This window comes from uncultured Varibaculum sp. (genome assembly GCF_902489465.1).
Taxonomy (GTDB): domain Bacteria; phylum Actinomycetota; class Actinomycetes; order Actinomycetales; family Actinomycetaceae; genus Varibaculum.
In genome coordinates this window covers 54,229-74,826 of sequence record NZ_CABTZZ010000003.1, presented here as the reverse complement: position 1 = coordinate 74,826, position 20,598 = coordinate 54,229, and the positions used below count along the sequence as shown (strand labels likewise).

Sequence of the window (20,598 nt, the reverse complement as noted above, 5' to 3'; positions counted from 1 at the left end):
AGATTTTTCCTCCCGCCCAAGAATTTGGAAAACGTAGCGACGTTTTCCAAATTCTTATGCCCACCGCACCCACTCGGATAAAATCTCTCCCCCGCGCGAACCTGCAAATATCTGTCAGTGAAGTAGATCAGCGGCGGCAAATTTACCGCTAGATGCTTAGTAACTTTGTACGATATAGGACGAGGTCGCGATTATCGGGAGGTTCACCTTGCAAGCTGCAACAGCGCAAACACCAATCCCCAAAAGCGCCAGCAGCACCCTAAACAAAGAGGTAACCGCATGAGCCGAGTAGAAGACCTAATCTCCCACCTCTGCCCCAACGGCGTGGATGAGAAGCTAATATCCGATGTTGCGACACTAGAGCGGGGAAAGTACATATCTAAGAAAACTGCTATTCCTGGAGATATCCCGGTGATAGCAGGTGGCAGAGGCCCCGCCTATTGGCACAACGAATCAAACCGAACTGGCGAGCTGCTAACGGTTGCCGGTTCGGGCGCTTACGCCGGCTTTGTTCAGTATTGGGACTCGCCAATTTTTGTTTCAGATGCTTTTAGTATCACCACTGATCCTCAACTAGATACACGTTTTCTTTACCACTGGTTGAAGAATAAACAGGAATTCTTACATTCCCTGAAGAAGGGAAGCGGAGTCCCCCATGTCTATCCGAAAGATATCGCCAAGTTAAAGATTCCAGTGCCGCCACTGGAAGTGCAAAATGAGATCGTACGGATTTTAGATTCTTTTACGGAGCTAGAAGCTCGTCGCCAACAGTACGAGTACTACCGCGACTCGCTTTTAACCTTGGAGAATCTCACCAATCGTTTAGGAGAAGACAACGTAAAACTCCTGCCGCTGACCGATGTTTGCACAAAGGTTTCTTCTGGAGGTACTCCAAAACGTAATGTTCCTGGTTATTTCGGTGGAAGCATTCCTTGGCTGCGTACACAGGACATTAACTTTAACGAAATATTTGAAACGTCTGCGACAATTACTGAACTCGGATTACAGAATTCTGCAGCTAACTGGGTAAAAGAAAATTCCATAGTAATAGCTATGTATGGTGCTACGGCTGCAAAAACAGCAATAGCTAAAATAGCTTTGACTACAAATCAGGCTTGTTGCAATTTAGAAATTAATTCAACTGTCGCTAACTATCGATATGTATTTCACATAGTTGCAAACAATTACGAGCAGTTAAAATCCTTGGGACGGGGTTCACAATCAAACATCAATGCGACAATTATTAAACAATATAAAATCCCCGTTCCATCTTTGGAGGAGCAGGAACGCATTGTTGCCATTCTGGATAAGTTTGATGCTCTGGTAAATGATCTTTCTTCTGGTTTACCGGCAGAAATTGCGGCTCGACGTAAACAGTACGAGTATTACCGCGACCAACTCCTAACTTTCGCCCCCAACAATTCGCGCACGGCAAACCTGTCCAGAGCAACTGCATCATAACGAAAATAGGGGTATCATGAAGGGAAAGGGCTCCTGCCGTTGACCCTCCACTTATCAGGAGAGTGCCGATGACAGGAGCTTCGTTCACCCCAAGGATTCGCGCAAACATTGACGAAACACAGCACTGCCAACGGCAAAAGACCAGAAGATTTACAAATTGTACGCCGCCCATTAATCACCGCCATCATGGTAGATGGCGGATTCTACAGACGACGGGCTCATTTTCTTTTCGGAGATAAAGAACCGCAGGATCGAGCAGATGAATTGATGGCATATTGTCGCCGCCATATTCGTGAATCGCGTAGCAATTTGTACAGAGTGTTTTACTACGATTGCCCGCCCTCCGATAAGGTGCTTTACCATCCTCTGTTGAAAAAACAAGTTAATCTACGAAAAAGCGACCAGTATAGATGGGCAAATGATTTTTTCACCGCACTAATACGCAAACGCAAAGTCGCGTTCCGTAGAGGTGAGGAACTCGAAACCCAACGCGGGTATTTTTTAAAGCCTGCGCCACTGAAGGATTTATGCGCAGGACGAAAGACGGTCGATGATTTAACCGAACAAGATTTTGGGTTTGACATTACCCAAAAAGGCGTTGATATGCGCATGGGTCTGGACATTGCTTCTCTCGCTCAGGCTGGAATAGTCAACCAAATAATCATGATTTCGGGGGATTCAGACTTTGTACCCGCAGCTAAGTATGCGCGACGCGGCGGAATTGATTTCTTACTTGATCCAATGTGGGCACATGTTACAGACAGCCTTTCGGAGCATGTCGATGGGGTAAGAGAATGCGTTAATAGACCACCAGAAAACGAAAAAGATCCCCTTCATATAACTCAAATGTCAAATATTGATTCGGGTAGTACCTTGATCGATGACAACTTAGAGCAATAAATACAACCTACAGGCGCGGAACTACCGCCAAATTTCAAGGCAACAGAAAATCAACTGCACTCGCAACTAACAGCCGACACACTCTGTTATTTAACTTCATTCCCGAAAACCCGAGTGCAACCAGACCTAGCAGCTTCAATGTATTGGGAAAGCGTGGGGTAAAAGTTATTCCGAGTGAACCCGGGGGCGAGATTTTATCCGAGCAGGCGCGGTGGGCATAAGAATTCGGAAAACGTGGCCACGTTTCCCGAATTCTTGGGCAGGAGGAAAAATCTCGCCTCCACGCACAACTGACAAGAAAAGCTGCAGGATTGCATCCGGTTTTCCGGGAATATCCTTGGCACCGTAGACTGGGAATCATGAGCGAAAGCGGCGAGAAACTAGAAAATTCCACTGATGCGGCTTCTTTGAAGCGCGCGGAGCTGAAATCTCAAGAGATTGAGGCGGCGATCGACAAGGATCCTTCCAAGTTCCGGGTACTCACTGGGGATCGCCCCACGGGCGCCCTGCATTTGGGGCATTATTTCGGGACAATTAAGAACCGGGTCACGATCCAGCAGCGCGGGGTAGAAACCTGGATTCTGATCGCGGACTATCAGGTGATTACAGATCGGGAGGGTACTGGCCCGATTCGCGAGCGTGTCCTCAATATGCTGGCAGACTATCTTGCTTGCGGCCTGGATCCGGAAAAGACCACGATTTTCACGCACTCAGCGGTGCCGGCAGCGAACCAGTTAATGTTACCGTTCCTGTCGCTAGTTACGGAGGCGGAGTTGCACCGCAACCCCACGGTGAAGGCAGAGTTGGAGGCGTCGGAGCGGCCTATGTCGGGATTGTTGCTGACTTACCCGGTACATCAGGCGGCCGATATTTTGTTCTGTAAAGCGAACCTGGTGCCGGTAGGTAAAGATCAGCTTCCTCACTTGGAGCAGGCGCGGGTAATTTCGGATCGTTTCGAGCGGGTCTTCCGGCGCAAATCAGATTTAGACCACCGGGTATTTCCCCGTCCGGAGGGCTTGCTTTCTGGTGATGGTGCCCTGATTTTGGGGTTGGATGGCGAAAAAATGTCGAAGTCGCGGGGGAATACGGTCGAACTGGGGATGACCAGTGATGAGACCGCGAAGCTGATTAAACGCGCCAAGACTGATGCCGAGCGCCAGATTACTTATGATCCCGAGAATCGCCCCGAGGTTTCGAACCTGTTACGCCTGGCCGGCCTAGCTAGCGGGCAGGATCCGTGCGCTTTGGCCGAGGAAATCGGAGATCAGGGTGCGGGCAAGCTGAAGCAGGTACTCACGGAGGCTTTAGATAGCGCCCTGTCCCCGATTAGGGCGCGGCGCGCGGAACTCTTGGCTGACCCTGGCTATTTGTGGCAGGTACTAGAGCGCGGAAATCAACGCGCCAATGAGGTCGCTAACCAGACCTTGGCGGAGGTTCGCCAGGCAATGAACATGGTTTACTAACCTCATGCGTGCTTTACGGGGACTGATCCGACTAGTGATTACTCTGGTGGTGTTGGCCGCTATTATCGTGGCTGGAACCAACATTTATGTTTGGCAGCAAACGAAAGACCAGATGGTTTCTTTAACTGAGGCCAAGGCTAAAAACGCCCAGGTGATTTTGGTTTTGGGAGCGGGGGTAAAGCCTAATGGCTCGCCCTCGCCGATGCTTACCCACCGCCTGCAAACCGCTTTGAATTTGTATCAAGCAGGAGCGGCGAAAAAGATCTTGATTAGCGGTGACCATGGTCAGGTTCACTATGACGAGATCAAGGCGATGCGGCAGTGGTTAATTAAGCATGGGATTAGCCCCCAGGTGATTTATGCTGATCATGCCGGTTTTTCTACCTATGAATCCGCTTATCGCGCGGAAGCAATTTTTTCGGTACAACGCGCGATCGTAGTGACTCAGCCCTATCACCTGCCCCGCGCCCTCTACGATTGTCAAAGTCGCGGTATCGAGGTTTGGGGAGTAGGTGCAGCCGGTAATGCGTATCGGGGGCAAGTAGAACGTAACCTCCGCGAGTATTTGGCGCGCACCAAGGATGTTGCTTGGGTGCTTACCGAGCAAAAACCCACCTATCTCGGCCCTAAGATTTCCTTAGATGGTCCGGCTTCTGCTACCGATGGTTAAAACTGTTTTTTGTCCAAAGTATCTGCACTTTACGCTCACTTTTCTTGCTTGCTGACAGCGGAAAGGACGCGAGGTGCACTGCCGCTTGTTAGGCTGGAGGGGAAGCAGTCCGTCTAATAAGGAGACACTATGGCCGGCGATACGCCTCGTTCCCGCAAAACTCGCTCAACTACTAGTTCAGCTGGTCAGAGGGCTAAATCTTCTAAGGTGAGCGCCACCAGTTCCCGTAAAACCGCGGTGCACGCCAAAGCCGCCACCACTACTCCCCCGGCAGGCGCTACCGCGAAAGCCAAGACGGCCTCCGCCAGTAAAACTAAAACTGCTACCAGCGTTCCTCGCCGGCGCGCCAGCCGCGCGAAAGCAGCCACCCCCAAAGCGGCTACCCTTAAACCTTTGAACCTTATTTCTCCCGAGGCTCGGCTGGCGCGGATCCCGGTCACCGAAGTAGAACCGGTTTTCGAGGACGGCCTGTGGCCAGCCAAAGCAGTCGAGAATGAATCTTTCCCCGTGCGCGCCACGGTGTTTAGGGAAGGCCACGATGCTTTAGGGGCGGAAGTGGTATTGGTCGATCCGCAGGGTAAAGAAACGATGCGGACGCGGATGTACGATGTCGCGCCCGGTTTAGATCGCCTGGAAGCCTGGATTAAGCCCACCGGCGTTGGGGACTGGAGTTTTAGGGTCGACACTTTCTGTGACCCCTATCAGACCTGGGCAAAGGAAGCCTCCATTAAGGTGCAGGCAGATCAAGATGTAGAGATGGAGTTTGAGCTAGGCGCCAGGCTTTTTGAACGTGCCGCTAACGGGGAAGCGGTAAATAATCCTGCCCAGCAAGCACCGGATCCCAAGAGCGCCGCTCGCCTCTTGGATGCCGCCAAAGCTATGCGGGATCAGTCGCGTCCGGTGCAAGAGCGTCTGTCGGTGGGGCTTCATTCTTCGATTCGAGGAATCTTCCGGGCTCATCCCCTCCGGGATCTGCTCGAGTCTTCCCGCACCTATCCTTTGCGGGTTGACCGCGAACGCGCCCTTTACGGTTCCTGGTACGAAATCTTCCCCCGTTCTATCGGTGCCTATAAAGATCAGGAAGGGCATTGGCATACGGGAACCTTGCGCACTGCCGCCGCTGATTTGCCGCGCATTGCCGCTATGGGGTTTGACGTCGCCTATTTAACTCCGGTTCACCCCATCGGAACTACTTTCCGTAAGGGACGTAATAATTCTTTGGAGGCTACCCCGGAAGATCCCGGCTCACCTTACGGCATTGGTAGCCCCGAGGGCGGCCATGACGCTATTCACCCTGATCTGGGCGATTTTGACGATTTTGATTACTTCGTTAAGAAAGCGAAAGGTCTAGGTCTAGAGGTAGCGCTGGATTTGGCGCTGCAATGCTCCCCGGATCATCCCTGGGTGAAGGATCATCCACAGTGGTTTAAGCACCGCCCGGATGGAACGATTGCCTACGCAGAGAATCCTCCCAAGAAATATCAAGATATTTATCCCCTGGTTTTTGATCAGGACTATCGCGGTTTGTATAACGCGGTGCGGGACGTGATTCAAAAGTGGATTGATCATGGAGTAACGATTTTCCGGGTGGATAATCCCCACACCAAGCCGGTACAGTTCTGGCAAGAGATTTTAGCGGAGTTCCGCAACAAGCATCCCGAAGTGTTGTTCCTGGCGGAAGCGTTTACCCGCCCCGCGATGATGCGCACTTTGGCGCAGGTAGGTTTCCATCAGTCCTACACCTATTTCACTTGGCGGAACACCCGTAAAGAGATTGAAGAATACTTCGACGAGGTGGCTTGGGAATCCAGCCCCTATATGCGGCCTTCTTTCTGGCCAACTACCCACGATATTTTGACCCAGGTCATGGTGGATGGCGGGATTCAGGCCTTCAAAATGCGGGCAGTTTTAGCTGCTACTGGTTCCCCTAACTGGGGTATTTATAGCGGATATGAACTGATTGAAAATGTGCAGCGTCCCGGCTTTGAGGAGCAAATCGATAACGAAAAATACGAGTACAAGCCACGTGATTACTCCGGAGAAACCGCGCAAGAAATGATGGGTTTGCTCACTACTTTGAATGGGATTCGCCGCCGTCACCCGGCTTTGCAGCGCCTGCGGAATTTGAAGATTCATGAAACTACCCATCCGTCAGTAGTCTGTTTCTCCCGGCACCTGGATGCTTGGGAATCTCCGACCGGGGTGGCTGACACCGTGATCGTGGTAGTAAACCTGGATCCGCACGATACCGCGATTGGCGCCATTCACTTGGATCTGTCGGCGCTAAAGATCAGTGGCTCGTCCTCGTCCTGCTTTAAAGTACGCGACGAGCTAGATGGGACAGTCTACGATTGGGGGGCAGCTAACTATTTCGAACTCAACCCCTCTGATCGACCTGCTCATATTATGTCTATCGAAGCTTCCTAGACTAAAGCATTTAAGAGGAGTATTCGTTGAGCGAAGCCATATCTGAGGAATACGACAACCTGGGCAAACTATTACTTCCGCGCCGGGATTGCCAGGCGGTTCCCTCCCCTGCGGAAACCCCGAACTGGTATCGCAGCGCCGTTTTCTACGAGGTGTTGATCCAGGCTTTTTCGGATTCTAATGGGGACGGCGTTGGAGATTTCCAGGGGCTGATTTCCCGTCTGGATTACTTGGCCTGGCTGGGAGTGGATTGCTTGTGGCTACCTCCCTTTTATCCTTCGCCGATGCGCGATGGAGGCTACGATATTAGCGCTTACACCGATGTGAACCCGGCTTTCGGTTCCATGGAGGACTTCACCGCCTTAGTGGAGGCGGCTCACGAACGCGGTATCCGTATCTTGGTCGATATCGTAGTCAACCACACCTCTGACCAGCATCCTTGGTTCGAGGCTTCCCGCAAAGATCCGGAGGGCGAATACGGGGATTTTTACGTTTGGCGCGATAGCGACCAAGAATACCAGGATGCCCGGATTATTTTTATCGACACCGAAACCTCAAACTGGACCTATGACGAGGTACGCGGACAGTACTATTGGCACCGTTTCTTTTCGCACCAACCGGATTTGAACTTTGAAAATCCGGCGGTGCAAGCGGCAGTAATGAACGTGGTGCGTTACTGGTGCCGCACCGGGGTGGATGGTTTCCGTCTGGACGCGATCCCCTACCTATTTGAAGAAAACGGCACCAACTGCGAAAACCTCCCGAAAACTCACTGGTTTGTGAGTGAACTGCGCAAAATGGTGGACGCCGAGTTCCCGGGAACTTTGATGGTAGCCGAAGCCAATCAGCCTCCTCTAGATGTGATTGACTATTTCGGCACCGAAACCGAACCCGAATGCCATATTTGTTTCCACTTCCCCCTGATGCCTCGGCTGTTTGCGGCGCTACGTACTGGCTCTTCCAAGGGGCTGCGGCAAATCTTGGCGGAGCTACCGGAGCTGCCTGCGGGTGCGCAATGGGGAACTTTCTTGCGTAACCACGATGAGCTCACCCTGGAAATGGTGACTGACCAGGAACGAGAAAACATGTATTCCTGGTATGCACCCGAGTCGCGGATGCGGGCAAATGTGGGGATTCGCCGCCGCCTCGCGCCACTTTTAGGGGGTTCTCGCCGCAAAATAGAACTCGCCCACGCCCTCTTGCTTTCTATGCCAGGTTCGCCCTTCCTCTACTACGGGGACGAAATCGGCATGGGCGACAATATTTGGCTCCCTGACCGTTTCGGGGTGCGTACCCCGATGCAATGGGACACTTCCGCGACCGCCGGTTTTTCTACCGCCGACCCGGAGTCTTTCCTGGTTCCTTTGATTGACTCTCCCGGTTGGGATAACCGCACCATCAATGTGCAAGAATCTCTGGGACGTCCCACGTCTTTGCTGCACTGGTTGCGCGACGCCATTCATCTGCGCCGCCGCCTGACCTGCTTCGGGCAAGGATCATTGTCACAGGTAAGCTCAGATCAAGACTCGGTATTGGCCTTTACTCGCCGTGACCAAAACTCCACAGTGCTTTGCATCTACAATCTGGGCGAGGGCGCGGTAGCAGCGCGGCTAACCTTGCCCGGGATGGCCACTTGGTGTCTGCGGGAAGCTTTCGATGGCGGCTGGTTCCCGGCAGTAGGCGCGGATGAAACCGTCACCGTAACTCTGAACCGCCACGGTTTTTATTGGCTAGAGCTTTTTGCTCCTGACCAGGCACAAGACCTGCAAGATGAAGAAAATGAGCCCCCAACCACTACTACCTCTGTTCCGGTGATCGCCCATAGCGCCACCCCGGCAGCTGCCCCACAACCCGACACGGACGCCGAAACTACCGCCTATCCTTACCCGGCGCTAGATTTCTCGGTGTTAAAGGAGAACCAAGATGACCGCTGAGTCCCCTAATAGCCAGCTTAAATGGCCTGGCAGAGACGCTATTATCGACACTATCTGGGACTATCTGATCCAGCGGCGCTGGTTTCCCTCTCATCTGGAGCGCTCCCAGGTGCGGGTTTTGGATTACCGCGAACTCGAGGATCCGAATTTCCGACTCTTGATTTTGGAAGCGCACGGCATCTGGTATCACCTGCCCTTGGCCTTAGTGGCAGATTGGAACGGAGCAGGGATAGCTGGACACACTTCCTGTCCGCAGGAACACCCTGGATACCTAGTCGACGGCCCCTACTGCCCGGCCTACGTCCAGCATTGGATCCGCTCTACCCACCAAGCTGGCACTTTGCCCCTATTACCAGAAGCTGACGATTTACTTTCAAACCTTTTGGCTGCCAGTTTGGAAAGCAAAGTTTTATCCGGGGAACAATCCAATACTTCGGTGCTGTTGGGCGGAAAATATCCGACGATTATTAAGTTCTTCCGGGTGCTAGTAACCGGTTCGAACCCGGAAGTGACCGTACCCTTGGAGCTGGCGCGTACCGGTTGGCAAGGGGTGCCGCAGCCCCGCGGGTACTCACAGCTTAGTCTTTGGGATCAAGACGGTCAGCCACAAGAGGTCACTACCGCTTGTGCGGCTATCCGCCTAGATCAAGCGCAAGATGGTTTCAAGCTGATTTGTTCGCTCGCCGCTAGCGGCGAAGACCCCACGGAGCTTGCTCGCCAGCTAGGAGCGTTTACCGCCGATATGCACCGCCACCTTTTGGAGGCTTTTGGACAGGGCGAGGATCCGGCCTCGGGAACTATGCTCGCTACCCGTTTGCGCAACCAGTATCAGCAGGCCGAGACCGCTTATCCGCAACTGCGAGACCATCCTCAAATCGGGGAGGAAGTCGCTCGCCTCGCCCAGGCACTTACTGGCCTGGGGGGATTACCGCCTACGCAACGAGTGCACGGAGACTATCACCTAGGACAGTGCCTGTATAGCTCGAAGAGTTGGTATGCTATCGATTTCGAGGGTGAACCTTTACGCCCCTTAGAAGAACGTACCGCTCCTGACCAGGTAGAGCGCGATATCGCCGGGATGCTGCGCTCATTTGACTACGCCCGCGTAGAGGGCGGTGCGGATGGAGAATGGCTTAACCGTGCCCGCCTGGCGTTCCTGGCCGGATACTTTGGAGAAGAGCAGCTTCCCGGCCCCGCTCTGGTTGTTTTGAGAGCCTTTGAAGTGGAAAAAGCTCTCTATGAAGTGCGCTACGAAGCCGAGCAGCGTCCCGACTGGGTAACCATCCCCTTAGAAGCATTAATGCTACTTTTACCACAATCGGTTTAACCAGCATAAACAATAAGTTTTTAAGGGTGAACACACTAGCGGATCAACCTCAAATTCTGGTAGACTTGTTACAGAATTGTAATCTTTGTAACTTTGAGGAAATCAGCAGGAGTCCTGATGCGCAATCCCTTAGCTAAACGCCCTACGGCGCTAGTCCTCACCCTCTCCCTAATCGGATATATGATTGCCCTGATCGGCCCGGCGTTAACGGTAGGTGTCGCTAACGCCGCCAACGGCAAGGTCATCAAGTCCTGGAATCAGTTGGGTACCGTTATCAACGAGGACATCGACCTCAGCGATTCCGCTTTGCCTACCGACGCCGCAAAGCGCACCATCACTGTTGGTGGCAACGTGACCGTGACCGGCGCGACTAGTAAGACTTTTAAGGGGCTGTCTTTCCTGGTCAACGCAGGTCATACTCTGACGGTAAACAACCTCAACATCGATAACTCCTCCCACCCAGACTTGGCGATGGTTACCGCTGGGGACAACAATGCCAATAACCGTCTGGCTTTTAACGGGACAAACACTTTCACCCGCCAGGGCGCCTCCTCGGAAAATGCCACCAAGGAATACCCGGTTCCGCTCCCCTTGGTGCAGGTAAAGACAGGTACTACCCTGAATGTCGGCCAGGCAGGATCTGGGGTCTTGAACCTGAACAATCCCGACTCTCCCCGGTCTCAAGCTGCCCTGATTGGCACCCAACACTTTTCAACTTTTGGCACCATTAACATTGCTGGCGGTACCGTAAACCTCAAGGGATCTTCCGAAAGTGCTGCCCTGATTGGTTCCGGTGGCGCTTATTACGAAGTGAACCCGAATACTAATCCCAGCTGGCTCAACAACTACGATCAAACTCCCTGGAGCGCTGGAGGCACTATCAATGTCAAAGGCGGGACTGTCAACCTGGCAAAAGTAGGCACCGGTGCTTACGGTGGTGCTTTCATCGGTACTGGTCGCGGCGCGGTTAAACTGCCGGCAGGTGCTCAATCCGATTGGGCACAGAAAAACGCGGCGGTCACTATCAACGTTAGCGGCGGACAGATTAACGCTACCGGGAATCACACCGCCCTGGGGGCAGGCAGTTTCACTACCCCAATGCAGGACTCTGAGGGACACATAAAGAATGCTTTCACCCAGCCGTACCCACGGGTAAATATTACCGGCGGTCTCGTCCAGGTCAGCCCGGCTAGTAGCGACACTGGCAATAGTGCGATGAATATTGGTTGCCGTGGGGTGGGCAACTGGAACGAAAACTTCGCTAATCTCGGCTGGCCAAAGGCTCCCGGCTGTGAAGTAGCTATTAGTGGCGGCAAAGTCACAGTGGGTACCGCGGACTCCCACCTCGATCAGGCCGGGGATATCGCCGCTATCGGGTCTGGCCCTGACAGCGCCAACCTAGACGTACGTATCTCTGGTAATGCCCAGGTAACCGCCTATTCTAATGGTCGCGGCGCCGCCATTGGTGGGGGTTATGCCTCTGGAGCCTCTAAGGTCACCATTTCTGATAGTGCCCAGGTTGATGCCCTGGGGGTAGTTCGGGAATCCCCCGCTATTGGGGCTGGTGGTCTCCCACCCGAGCAAATCTTTGCGGGAAACTCCCGTTTGAACGAAGATACGATTCGCGCGGCCGAGCAAAACCAGGTGGTTATTTCGGGAAATGCACGAGTCAATGCCGAGACCGCCAGGGATTCAGCCGAAAAGTACACCGCGGTTAATGGAGCTATTGGCTCTGCCGCTAACCGTTCCGGGCGGGTAAGCCTCACTGACCAGGCAAATGTGACTGCGAAAGTCTTTGGACGCCGTGATGGGGCAGTAATCGGTAGTGCCGGGTTTATAGATACCTACGTATCCGATCCTTTCCACGTCACTATTTCTGGCTCTCCCACAGTGCAAGCCGCCGTGCAGCCAGTATCGCAGCAAACTCAAAAATTAGGTTACGGATTCGGAGCAGCAATTGGCTCCGGGTATCAGACTAAAGTTCCCGCTAGAATCACTCTTTCTGGCAGCCCTAATCTGGATTTGATTGGTGGACAGGCCAGCTCTGGGGTGGGTCTAGGTTTCCAAAGTTCCGGTGGAGGCAGCTCGGTAACCGCAAACTTGGACGCCGGCGCTAAACTCCAGGTCACCTCACCTGAGGGTGCTCCCCGCACTGATGGCAGCGCGCAGCGTACCTACTCGCTTGCCGACAGGGAAAATATGCCACTAGACACCAGTTCCGGCAAGGGGCAGGTACTAAACTTGCGTTTTGCTGATGGCAAAGCGGACGGAGCTGGCAATCCGCAAACTTTGGGTCTGAGTACTGCAGTAGCTAAACTCACCCAGAATAAACAGTCAGTGCCTTTCTCTCTGGTCACTACCGAGGGCGAAACTGTACTTTCTTCTGCCCTGACCAGCACTCTTTACAACAACTTGGCACTGTCGGTTCCCAAGACCGGTAACTATTACCTGCAATCGCGAGTGACCCCCAGCCTGTTCGCCTATCACGGCGATAAGAACGCGGCGGATGCCTTTATCTTCCCAGTTAACGGGCAGATTTACACCCAGGACGGGTTGCTGTGGGCGCAGGGTTACTCGTTGAAGTACCAGGTAGCTGGCGAGGGCGGTTCCCTCCCCCAGGCTTATACCACTGCGCGTTTCCTGCCCCCGAATACGGTAATCGGAGCGCTACCGGCGGTAACCTTGCCGTCGGTTTCGGGTAAGATCTGCGCGGTGGATCATTGGGAACTCAATGATGCCCCGATAACGGAGGATCAGTTAACGCAGACCAAGCTGAGCGCCGATACCGTGGTGAAAGCGGTAACTAAGTGTGAGGACACAGTTACTCCCCCGGATCCGAAGCCGGAAAAAACTGCATTCACCTGGCAACTGCAAGATGCACAAGGCCAGCCATTAAGTGGCGGACAGTTTACTTTGACCGAAAAAGACGGCGCGGCAGTTACCGTCCCGGATTCTGCTTCTGGTACTTTCACCGTCAGTGACTTGGATCCGGCAAAGAGCTATGTGCTCACCCAAACCGCTGCTCCTAAAGGCTACGACTTGCCGCAGCAAACCAGTCATACCGTTACTTTTGACAAGACCTCCCAAGGATACCAGGCAAAAGTTGACGGTAAGGCAGTAAGCGGGGAAGCGTTTGTGATTACTAACGCCAAGAGTCCGCTGCCTCCCCAACCAGTGTCTTTCACCTGGCAGCTGCGAGATACCGACAATAACCTGTTACCCGGCGGCAGCTTCAAACTGGTTTGCGGCTCTGAGGACGTAGCACTTCCTGCTGCAGGCAGCGCCGCAGGTACCTATAGCGTTTCTTTAGATCCCACTAAGGAATCCTGCACCCTCACCCAGACTGCCGCCCCTGAAGGCTACAAGCTGGGTGACGTTACCTCCTATGAAATAAGTTTCGTAGAGAAAGATAACGCCAATGGGATTTGGGCTGCGATGGTTGCCGGTAAAGAAACCAGCGAAGTTACCTTCACCAACCTGGCACTACCGAAGCCTCCGGCCACTACCTCATTCTCTTGGAAACTGACGGACACTGCCGGTAAGAACCTTAATGGAGCTACCTTTACCCTTAGCGGTGGGGCTGCCCCGTTGACGGTTATCTCCCAGGACGCGGCGGATCCCGGGGTGTATAGCGCTTCGAATCTGGATCCCACCAAGACCTATACTTTGACGCAAAGCGCCGCTCCCAACGGATATGAGGTTGATAAGACCAGCTATCAGCTAACTTTCGTTGCCAAGGGTGACACCTACCAGCCGCAGATAAATGGTAAGCCGTTGGCAGATGCCGGTCTGGTTATTAAGAACGTTAAGCTGCCTACCAGGGCAGAGATTCGTTGGGAAGTGGTTTCTTCCGCGGATGCTTCGCAGTATGTGCCAGGAACTTCTTTTAAGGTGACTGCCTTTAAACCTGATGGCCAAACTTTGGATACCGCGAAGTCTTTCACCGTGTCTGATGCCACCGCTATCGCCGGGGATCGGGATCTGAATCCGAATCTGGGACAATACCGGGTAGAGGTTCCAGATGGTTCTCTTAAGTACCAGGTGGAACAGCTAACCGCTGGCGCTGATTTCGTTCCCAAGACCGGCGCTCAAAAGGTCACCTTCAAGCTGCAAACTGATGGACGCTACAGCCAAATCGTTGATCTGGGCGGCCTCAAGTTTGAAAACACCCCGGTGATTAAGACCGCGCAGTTTACTTGGAAACTGGTAGATAAGGATTCTAATCCCCTAGCCGGCGGCAGTTTCTCCCTGAAAGATGGCAACGAAACCGTTCCGGTCACGGAGAATAAGGCGGATGCCTCGTTCCAGGCCACTTTGAATCAGGCTAAGACCTATAAGTTGCAGCAGACCGCAGCACCGGAAGGCTACGACAAAGACACCAAGACTTACACCATCAGTTTTGAGAATGGAAAAGCCCAGGTTTCAGTAGATGACACCGGGGTTGACCTCAGTGAGGGAACGCTGGTGATTAGCAATAGCAAGCAGGCTACCGATCCCACCCCTGGCCCGAAACCGGTCAGCGGGTTACTTACCTGGAAGGTAGTTGATTCCCAGGGTAAGGCAGTAGCCGGAACCTCTTTCCAGGTCACTCCCCTGGGCAAAGATGGTAAGCCCAATACCGCGGCTGCCTTTGAAGTCACGGATATTGTCAGTGGCACCACCACCTTCGCGGTACGCACTGACCAAGATGCTGCGACCGGTGCCTATAAAGTAAAGGTTGACGACGTAAGCTTGCAGTACCAACTAAAGCAGCTAACTACTGCCAAGGGGCTGCAACTGGCAGAACCACAAACGCGTTCCTTTAGTAAGGGAACGGATGGCAAATGGTCACAAAACGCGGCGAAACCGTTCGTTAACCTGGCGGAACCGGAAGATAAACCGACTACCGACCCGACTGATGATCCGACTACGGAGCCTAGCGACGAGCCTACTTCCCAGCCGACTGCGCCCAGTACTGACCCCACCTCTGAACCCCAACCGGGTGACAAGGATGGCGCAAGCACCACATCGCCGTCAGCTGGCCAAAGCGGCGGAGCTACCGAAGCGCCTGCCGGTGCTTATATGACCGGTGGATCAAACGGCTCTAAGGCTAGCGCGGGGCCGGCGCCCTCGTCACTGCGCATTACCGGTGCGAACGGAGCCACTCTGGCTTTGATCTCCGCGATCCTGGCACTAGCCGGTGCCGGACTGCTCGCAGCTCGCCAGCTGCGCCAAGCCCGCTAGGAATTGCGTCCTTGTAGCGCTACCCAGGCAGAGGCTTGAGCGCCGGCTTCTGCCAGGTTAACGCCCAGTTTGCTTTGCAGTTTTTCTAGCCGCTTCGCCACGGTGTTACGGTGCAGTCCCAGGGTATTGGCCATCTGTTGCCGATTACCCTTAGTGGCTACATACTGTTCCAGCAGCGCCAGTAGTTCCGCTTCTCCCCGTAGAGGTCGCAGGAATTGCTGAGAGAACGCCGCTACCGTTTCCCTACCCATTACCTGCAATAGTCCAGAACGAGAAATCTCCTCCCACCGGGCTACCGGCTGGGTATTTCCGGTGTGCCGCAGCGCTTGCCGCGCCCCGGATAGCCCTGCACTAAACCGCGAGATCGGGTAATCCTGCCCTACTCCCGCTCGCAAAGCCGAAAACTGTTTTTGCGAAAAGTTGGACAAAGTCAGCGGCAACGCCGCTACCGGAATCGCCATTTCTAAATTATCGGCGTGAAAACGCCACAGCGGCGGTGGCATAGTTTTAGTTACTGCCCGCTCCACTCTGGCAGCCAAAGCCCGCAGGTCGCCCTCCTCCCCTGCCACTACCAACGGAACATAGCGCCCACTAAGCGCCCACGCGTCCGGAAACGCCATCTCGGTTAGAATCTGCGCCGCCCCCAGCTCCCCAGAAAGCAACAGGGTAAAAGCGCGCTGCAGTAAGCGCCCATGATAGGAGGACACAAAGCGGGAATTAGCTAGCGCCGAGGCGATTAACAGCCCCGCCTGCGAAAGCGCCTGCTGCTGCCACGGCTGAGGAAATACGCTCCAACACACCTGCAGCCAAGCGGTTTCCTGTCCTAGGGCGTTAATAGCAGCGAAAAGACAGTATCCTTCCTCGCTTTCAAAGGAAAGCTGGGAGGTATTTGCGGAAAAACCCTCCCAAGATTGTTCTGCAAAATTCCCTAAATCGGCACTCAACGTAGGCGCGGATGCTTGAGCTATCATCCTGCCCGCCTTATCTCTGATGATTACCTGTGCGCCGATCCCTCGCGCCAACTCCCCCGTAATCAGGTCTACACTGCGCGGCTGTGCAGATGCTTGGATCAGGCGCTGTTGCAAAGCCGCCAGTTTATATTTCCCGGAGGTGGCTTCGACCTCGATCATCCGCGCTACTTCTTGGGAAAGCGCCACAAAAGATTGATCGGCGGCTACCTCAATTAAGTTAAGACCAGTTTTCCGGGCTGCCTGCACCAAGTGCGGAGGAACGGTATCGTGACTAAGCCCCAAACCGAATCCCAGGGTAGTGATTCCCCCCGCCACCAGGCGCTGGGCATATTCGAGCCAACCAGCTTCCGCCTCCGGATTCCCCGCGGAAGTGGTTAGCAGCAGCTCGTTTCCCTCTAAGGAAATAGCGGGATTTATTTGTTCCGAGGTCGCCACCCAACGTAGTTTGGCCAAAGGATTAGGACACCAAAGGGATTGAATATGTAAATGCGGTCGCCCCAGGAGCGCCTGCACAGTAATCATATATACATTATGCACATTCTACTTCCAGATTTTATGCATATTGCATATTTACCCCTGACTTACGTCCTAGATAGACTGCAGTTACCACCGCTCAAAACGGAGGTAGATGGGGCGCTGACCGCCTTAGTAATGACGACGATCGTCGTAAATGATTCCTGCCAGTCAGGAAAAGCTAAGGTCAGACCCCAATCGATAACCTTAAAGGAGATCAAAATATATGTCCGAGGATTACAAACCGAATCCCTATGAGGACGCGAAGAATCAGCTACGGGAAGCCCAGAAAATTCTGGGATTTTCCGAGGGCGACTACGAGATGCTCGCTTCGCCACGCCGCGAAATGAGCGTTTCTATTCCGATTCGTCGCGACGACGGCACCCATGAAGTGCTGCACGGCTACCGGGTACAACACAACTTGACGCGCGGGCCGGCCAAAGGCGGCATCCGTTACAACGAAAACGTCGATATTGACGAAGTTCGCGCCCTATCTATGTGGATGACCTGGAAATGCGCCCTAGTGAATCTGCCCTATGGCGGAGCAAAAGGCGGGGTAACTATTGACCCCAGCAAGTATTCCCAAGCCGAACTAGAGCGGGTAACTCGCCGCTACATTTCCGAGATTCTGCCGATCATCGGCCCGGAAAAAGACGTTCCCGCCCCCGACGTGGGAACTAACGAACAGACCATGGCCTGGATTATGGACACCTATTCCCAGTTCCAAGGCTATACCGTCCCCGGCATTTGTACTGGTAAACCCGTTTCTCTCGGCGGATCACTCGGACGCGCAGAAGCAACCTCCCTGGGCGTAGTAATCATGGTAGAAGCCGCCCTGAAGAAACAAGGCATTAAATTCGAGGACGCCTCCCTGGCCATCCAAGGCTTCGGTAAAGTAGGGCGCGGAGCTGCCGAAATCGCGCAGCGTCGCGGCGGCAAAGTAGTCGCCATCTCCGATATTTTTGGCGCCATCTACAACGCCGATGGTATCGACACCAAAGCTCTCGGCGAATACGTTGACGAAAAAGGCAAAGTCGTAGGCTTCCCCGGTGCCGAACCCATGGACGCCTCTCAGCTGCTACTTCTGGACGTAGACGTAGTGGTACCAGCCGCCATTGAAGGCGTGCTCACCAAGGAAAATGCTCCCGATGTGAAAGCCAAGATTATTGTCGAAGGCGCCAACGGCCCCACCGATTCTGCCGCCGACAAGATTTTGAATGAAAAGGGAGTAATGGTGGTTCCCGACATTCTGGCAAACTCCGGTGGCGTGATCGTGTCCTACTACGAATGGGTACAAGGACGCGACAACTTCTTCTGGCCACTAGAGCGAGTACAAAAAGAAGAGGAACAGCGGATTACCGCCGCCTGGAAAGATGTAGAGGCTTACGCCGAAGAAAAGGGCGTGACCTTGCGGGTGGCAGCTACCGTATTGGCGGTGGAACGCGTCTTGCAGGCTCACAAACGGCGCGGTCTTTACCCGTGATCGACGCCTAGGCAGAGAATCTGCCCGTTGAGGTGAAACCATATCTCCCCCGAGCGGACCAGCCGCTCGGGGGAGATACTTTTCTACCACCCCTGATGGTAACGCTATAAACTGAACCAAAGACGCAGAAAAAGCGGTATTTAAAACGAAAAGAGATTAAGAGGTTATGGATAGCGCAGAACTAACGCAGTATGTTGCAGAACTGGAACCGACAAAAGCCGTTTGGATTAACAACTCTCCCAGACCAGCATCTAGCGGGGAAACATTCCCGGTAATAGACCCCGCCACCACTCGCGCGATTACCGAAGTAAGCTCGGGCACCACCGCCGATGCCAGCGCTGCTCTCGAGGCGGCAGTCAGCGCTCAACCCGGGTGGGCTGACCGCTCTCCCCGCGAACGTGGCGAAATCCTGCGCCGCGCCTGGGAATTGATGACGGCTTCCGCTAAGGAACTCGCTAGCCTAATGAGCTGGGAAAACGGTAAAGCCTATCCCGATTCTCTGGGCGAAGCCTCCTACGCCGCCGAATTCTTCCGTTGGTTCTCCGAAGAGGCAGTCCGCTCTGACGGCGATTATGCGATTCCGCCGGCAGGCGGCTCGCGTACCCTGGTCACCGCCCGCCCGGTCGGGGTATGTGCGCTGATTACTCCCTGGAATTTCCCTGCCGCCATGGCAACCCGGAAAATCGCGCCCGCCCTCGCCGCCGGCAACGCCGTAGTGCTAAAACCAGCCTCCGAAACCCCCTTAACCGCCCTCGCCATTATGCGCATCCTAAAAGAGGCAGGCGTACCAGACGGGGTAGTAAACCTGGTACCTTCACGCCACTCTGCCGAAATTTCCAATACCTGGCTAGCCGATCCCCGCGTACGCCTAGTGTCCTTCACCGGCTCCACCCCGGTGGGACGCACCCTGCTGGGGCTCGCCGCTCCCCGGGTAGTGAACACCGCTATGGAACTTGGAGGAAATGCCGCCTTCGTAGTGGGAGCAACCGCCGATGTGGATGCCGCTGTCGAGGGGCTAATGGTTGCCAAGTTCCGCAACGGCGGTCAAGCCTGCACCGCCGCTAACCGCATCTACCTGCACAAAGACATTAAAGAAGAATTTACGCAAGCACTTTGCCAACGAGTAACAGCTTTGAAAGTGGGCGCGGGACTAGATCCAGAAACCGAAATCGGCCCGGTAGTTAACGAAAAAGCTATGCAGGCAATGAATCAGTTGCTCGAATCAGCCCTAGACCAAGGAGCAAAAGTCCTTGCTCAAGCACCCCTACCCAGCGATCTAGCTGGATACTTCGTGGCACCCACAGTTATCGAGGTGCCCCGCGCCGACTCTCCCCTCCTACAAAACGAAATCTTCGGCCCGCTTGCCCCCATTAAGGAATATGCTGACGAGGACGAACTGCTCAATATGGTAAATGGCACCGAAATGGGGCTGGCCTCCTACGTTTACGGCGACCTAAACTGGGCGCTGCATCTAGCAGAAAAGATCGAGGTCGGCATGGTGGGGGTGAACCGCGGCCTGGTATCCGATCCCGCTGCACCCTTTGGTGGAGTAAAACAATCCGGGATTGGTCGCGAGGGCGCCCGCGAAGGGATTAGGGAGTTCCAAGAGGTGCAATACTTCAGCCTAGATTGGTAACCCCACCGCCTAAAGCCCACCGGGTTTACGAAAAGTCCGTACGTCACGCGCGAGGTATAGATTCATGTGTTTTCCCTATCCCGGGGCTGGCTCGGTAAAAGCACTCCGGGTTTAGCGCGGGGGAGAAGTTTTTCCTCCTGCCTAGGCTAGTCCGGTGTGCGGGCAGGCTGGTATCACTTGCGTGAACATCTCAGTGGGAACAAGAACCGCCAGGTACTCTCCTAGCCTGCTCGGATAAAACTTCGCCCCCACGCAAGGGGTACAGTTTTGCCAGATTCCCGTAAGGTACGCAATGAGCGTGCAGGGGCGGATTTATGCCGTAGGGTAGACACTCCTAGCCACCAAGATGCCTTTATAGTCGGGTACCAGGTGAGAAGTCTAGAGTTCTGTAATTCTTAAGGCGTTAAATCCGTGAAAATGCCAGAGCGTTTTCCGGATTTCGGGGCGGGCGGTAAAATCCGCCTCTGTACGCGGACAGTCCCCGCGCTGAGAGGGCAACCCGGTGCGACTAGGGGCGCGGCCGGTAAAAGATACGAACGGGGCTTGAGCCGAGCCCCTGCGAGGCTCACCGGGCCCCCGGAGTGCTTTTA

At 54.1% G+C, this 20,598-nt stretch carries 11 protein-coding genes; 10 read left to right on the top strand and 1 reads right to left on the bottom strand.

Annotated features, from left to right (window positions below):
- The first annotated feature begins 279 nt into the window (after positions 1-279).
- From RDM26_RS01140 to RDM26_RS01105, 8 genes are all read left to right on the top strand, one after another.
- Positions 280-1,461 carry a restriction endonuclease subunit S gene (locus tag RDM26_RS01140; protein WP_307737235.1) on the top strand — a complete coding sequence of 394 codons (1,182 nt, stop codon included), beginning with the start codon at positions 280-282 and terminating at the stop codon, positions 1,459-1,461.
- Positions 1,462-1,569: 108 nt separating this feature from the next.
- Positions 1,570-2,361, top strand: coding sequence for an NYN domain-containing protein (locus tag RDM26_RS01135; RefSeq protein ID WP_307737234.1), 792 nt, complete (start codon positions 1,570-1,572; stop codon positions 2,359-2,361).
- 359 nt (positions 2,362-2,720) lie between these two features.
- Positions 2,721-3,824 carry a tryptophan--tRNA ligase gene (trpS, locus tag RDM26_RS01130; protein WP_307737233.1) on the top strand — a complete coding sequence of 368 codons (1,104 nt, stop codon included), beginning with the start codon at positions 2,721-2,723 and terminating at the stop codon, positions 3,822-3,824.
- A gap of 4 nt (positions 3,825-3,828) precedes the next feature.
- On the top strand, positions 3,829-4,494 hold the full coding sequence (locus tag RDM26_RS01125; RefSeq protein WP_307737232.1) for an ElyC/SanA/YdcF family protein: 666 nt from the start codon (positions 3,829-3,831) through the stop codon (positions 4,492-4,494).
- Positions 4,495-4,623: 129 nt separating this feature from the next.
- Positions 4,624-6,921: a maltotransferase domain-containing protein gene (locus RDM26_RS01120; protein ID WP_307737231.1), complete on the top strand. Its 2,298-nt coding sequence runs from the start codon at positions 4,624-4,626 to the stop codon at positions 6,919-6,921.
- Between the two features lie 26 nt (positions 6,922-6,947).
- Entirely contained in the window at positions 6,948-8,855 is a 1,908-nt protein-coding gene (gene treS, locus RDM26_RS01115; protein WP_307737230.1) for a maltose alpha-D-glucosyltransferase, read from the top strand.
- Positions 8,845-10,182: a phosphotransferase gene (locus tag RDM26_RS01110; RefSeq protein ID WP_307737229.1), complete on the top strand. Its 1,338-nt coding sequence runs from the start codon at positions 8,845-8,847 to the stop codon at positions 10,180-10,182. The genes treS and RDM26_RS01110 overlap by 11 nt, the downstream gene beginning before the upstream one ends.
- A 117-nt stretch (positions 10,183-10,299) precedes the next feature.
- Positions 10,300-15,405: a SpaA isopeptide-forming pilin-related protein gene (locus tag RDM26_RS01105; RefSeq protein WP_307737228.1), complete on the top strand. Its 5,106-nt coding sequence runs from the start codon at positions 10,300-10,302 to the stop codon at positions 15,403-15,405.
- Here RDM26_RS01105 and RDM26_RS01100 read toward each other — a convergent pair.
- Positions 15,402-16,913: a PucR family transcriptional regulator ligand-binding domain-containing protein gene (locus RDM26_RS01100; protein ID WP_307737227.1), complete on the bottom strand. Its 1,512-nt coding sequence runs from the start codon at positions 16,911-16,913 to the stop codon at positions 15,402-15,404. The genes RDM26_RS01105 and RDM26_RS01100 overlap by 4 nt on opposite strands.
- A 202-nt stretch (positions 16,914-17,115) precedes the next feature.
- Between RDM26_RS01100 and RDM26_RS01095 the strand changes: the two genes are divergently transcribed.
- Positions 17,116-18,372: a Glu/Leu/Phe/Val dehydrogenase gene (locus RDM26_RS01095; protein WP_278608329.1), complete on the top strand. Its 1,257-nt coding sequence runs from the start codon at positions 17,116-17,118 to the stop codon at positions 18,370-18,372.
- A 166-nt stretch (positions 18,373-18,538) separates the two neighbouring features.
- Positions 18,539-20,008, top strand: coding sequence for an aldehyde dehydrogenase family protein (locus RDM26_RS01090; protein WP_307737226.1), 1,470 nt, complete (start codon positions 18,539-18,541; stop codon positions 20,006-20,008).
- The last annotated feature ends 590 nt before the right edge of the window (positions 20,009-20,598 follow it).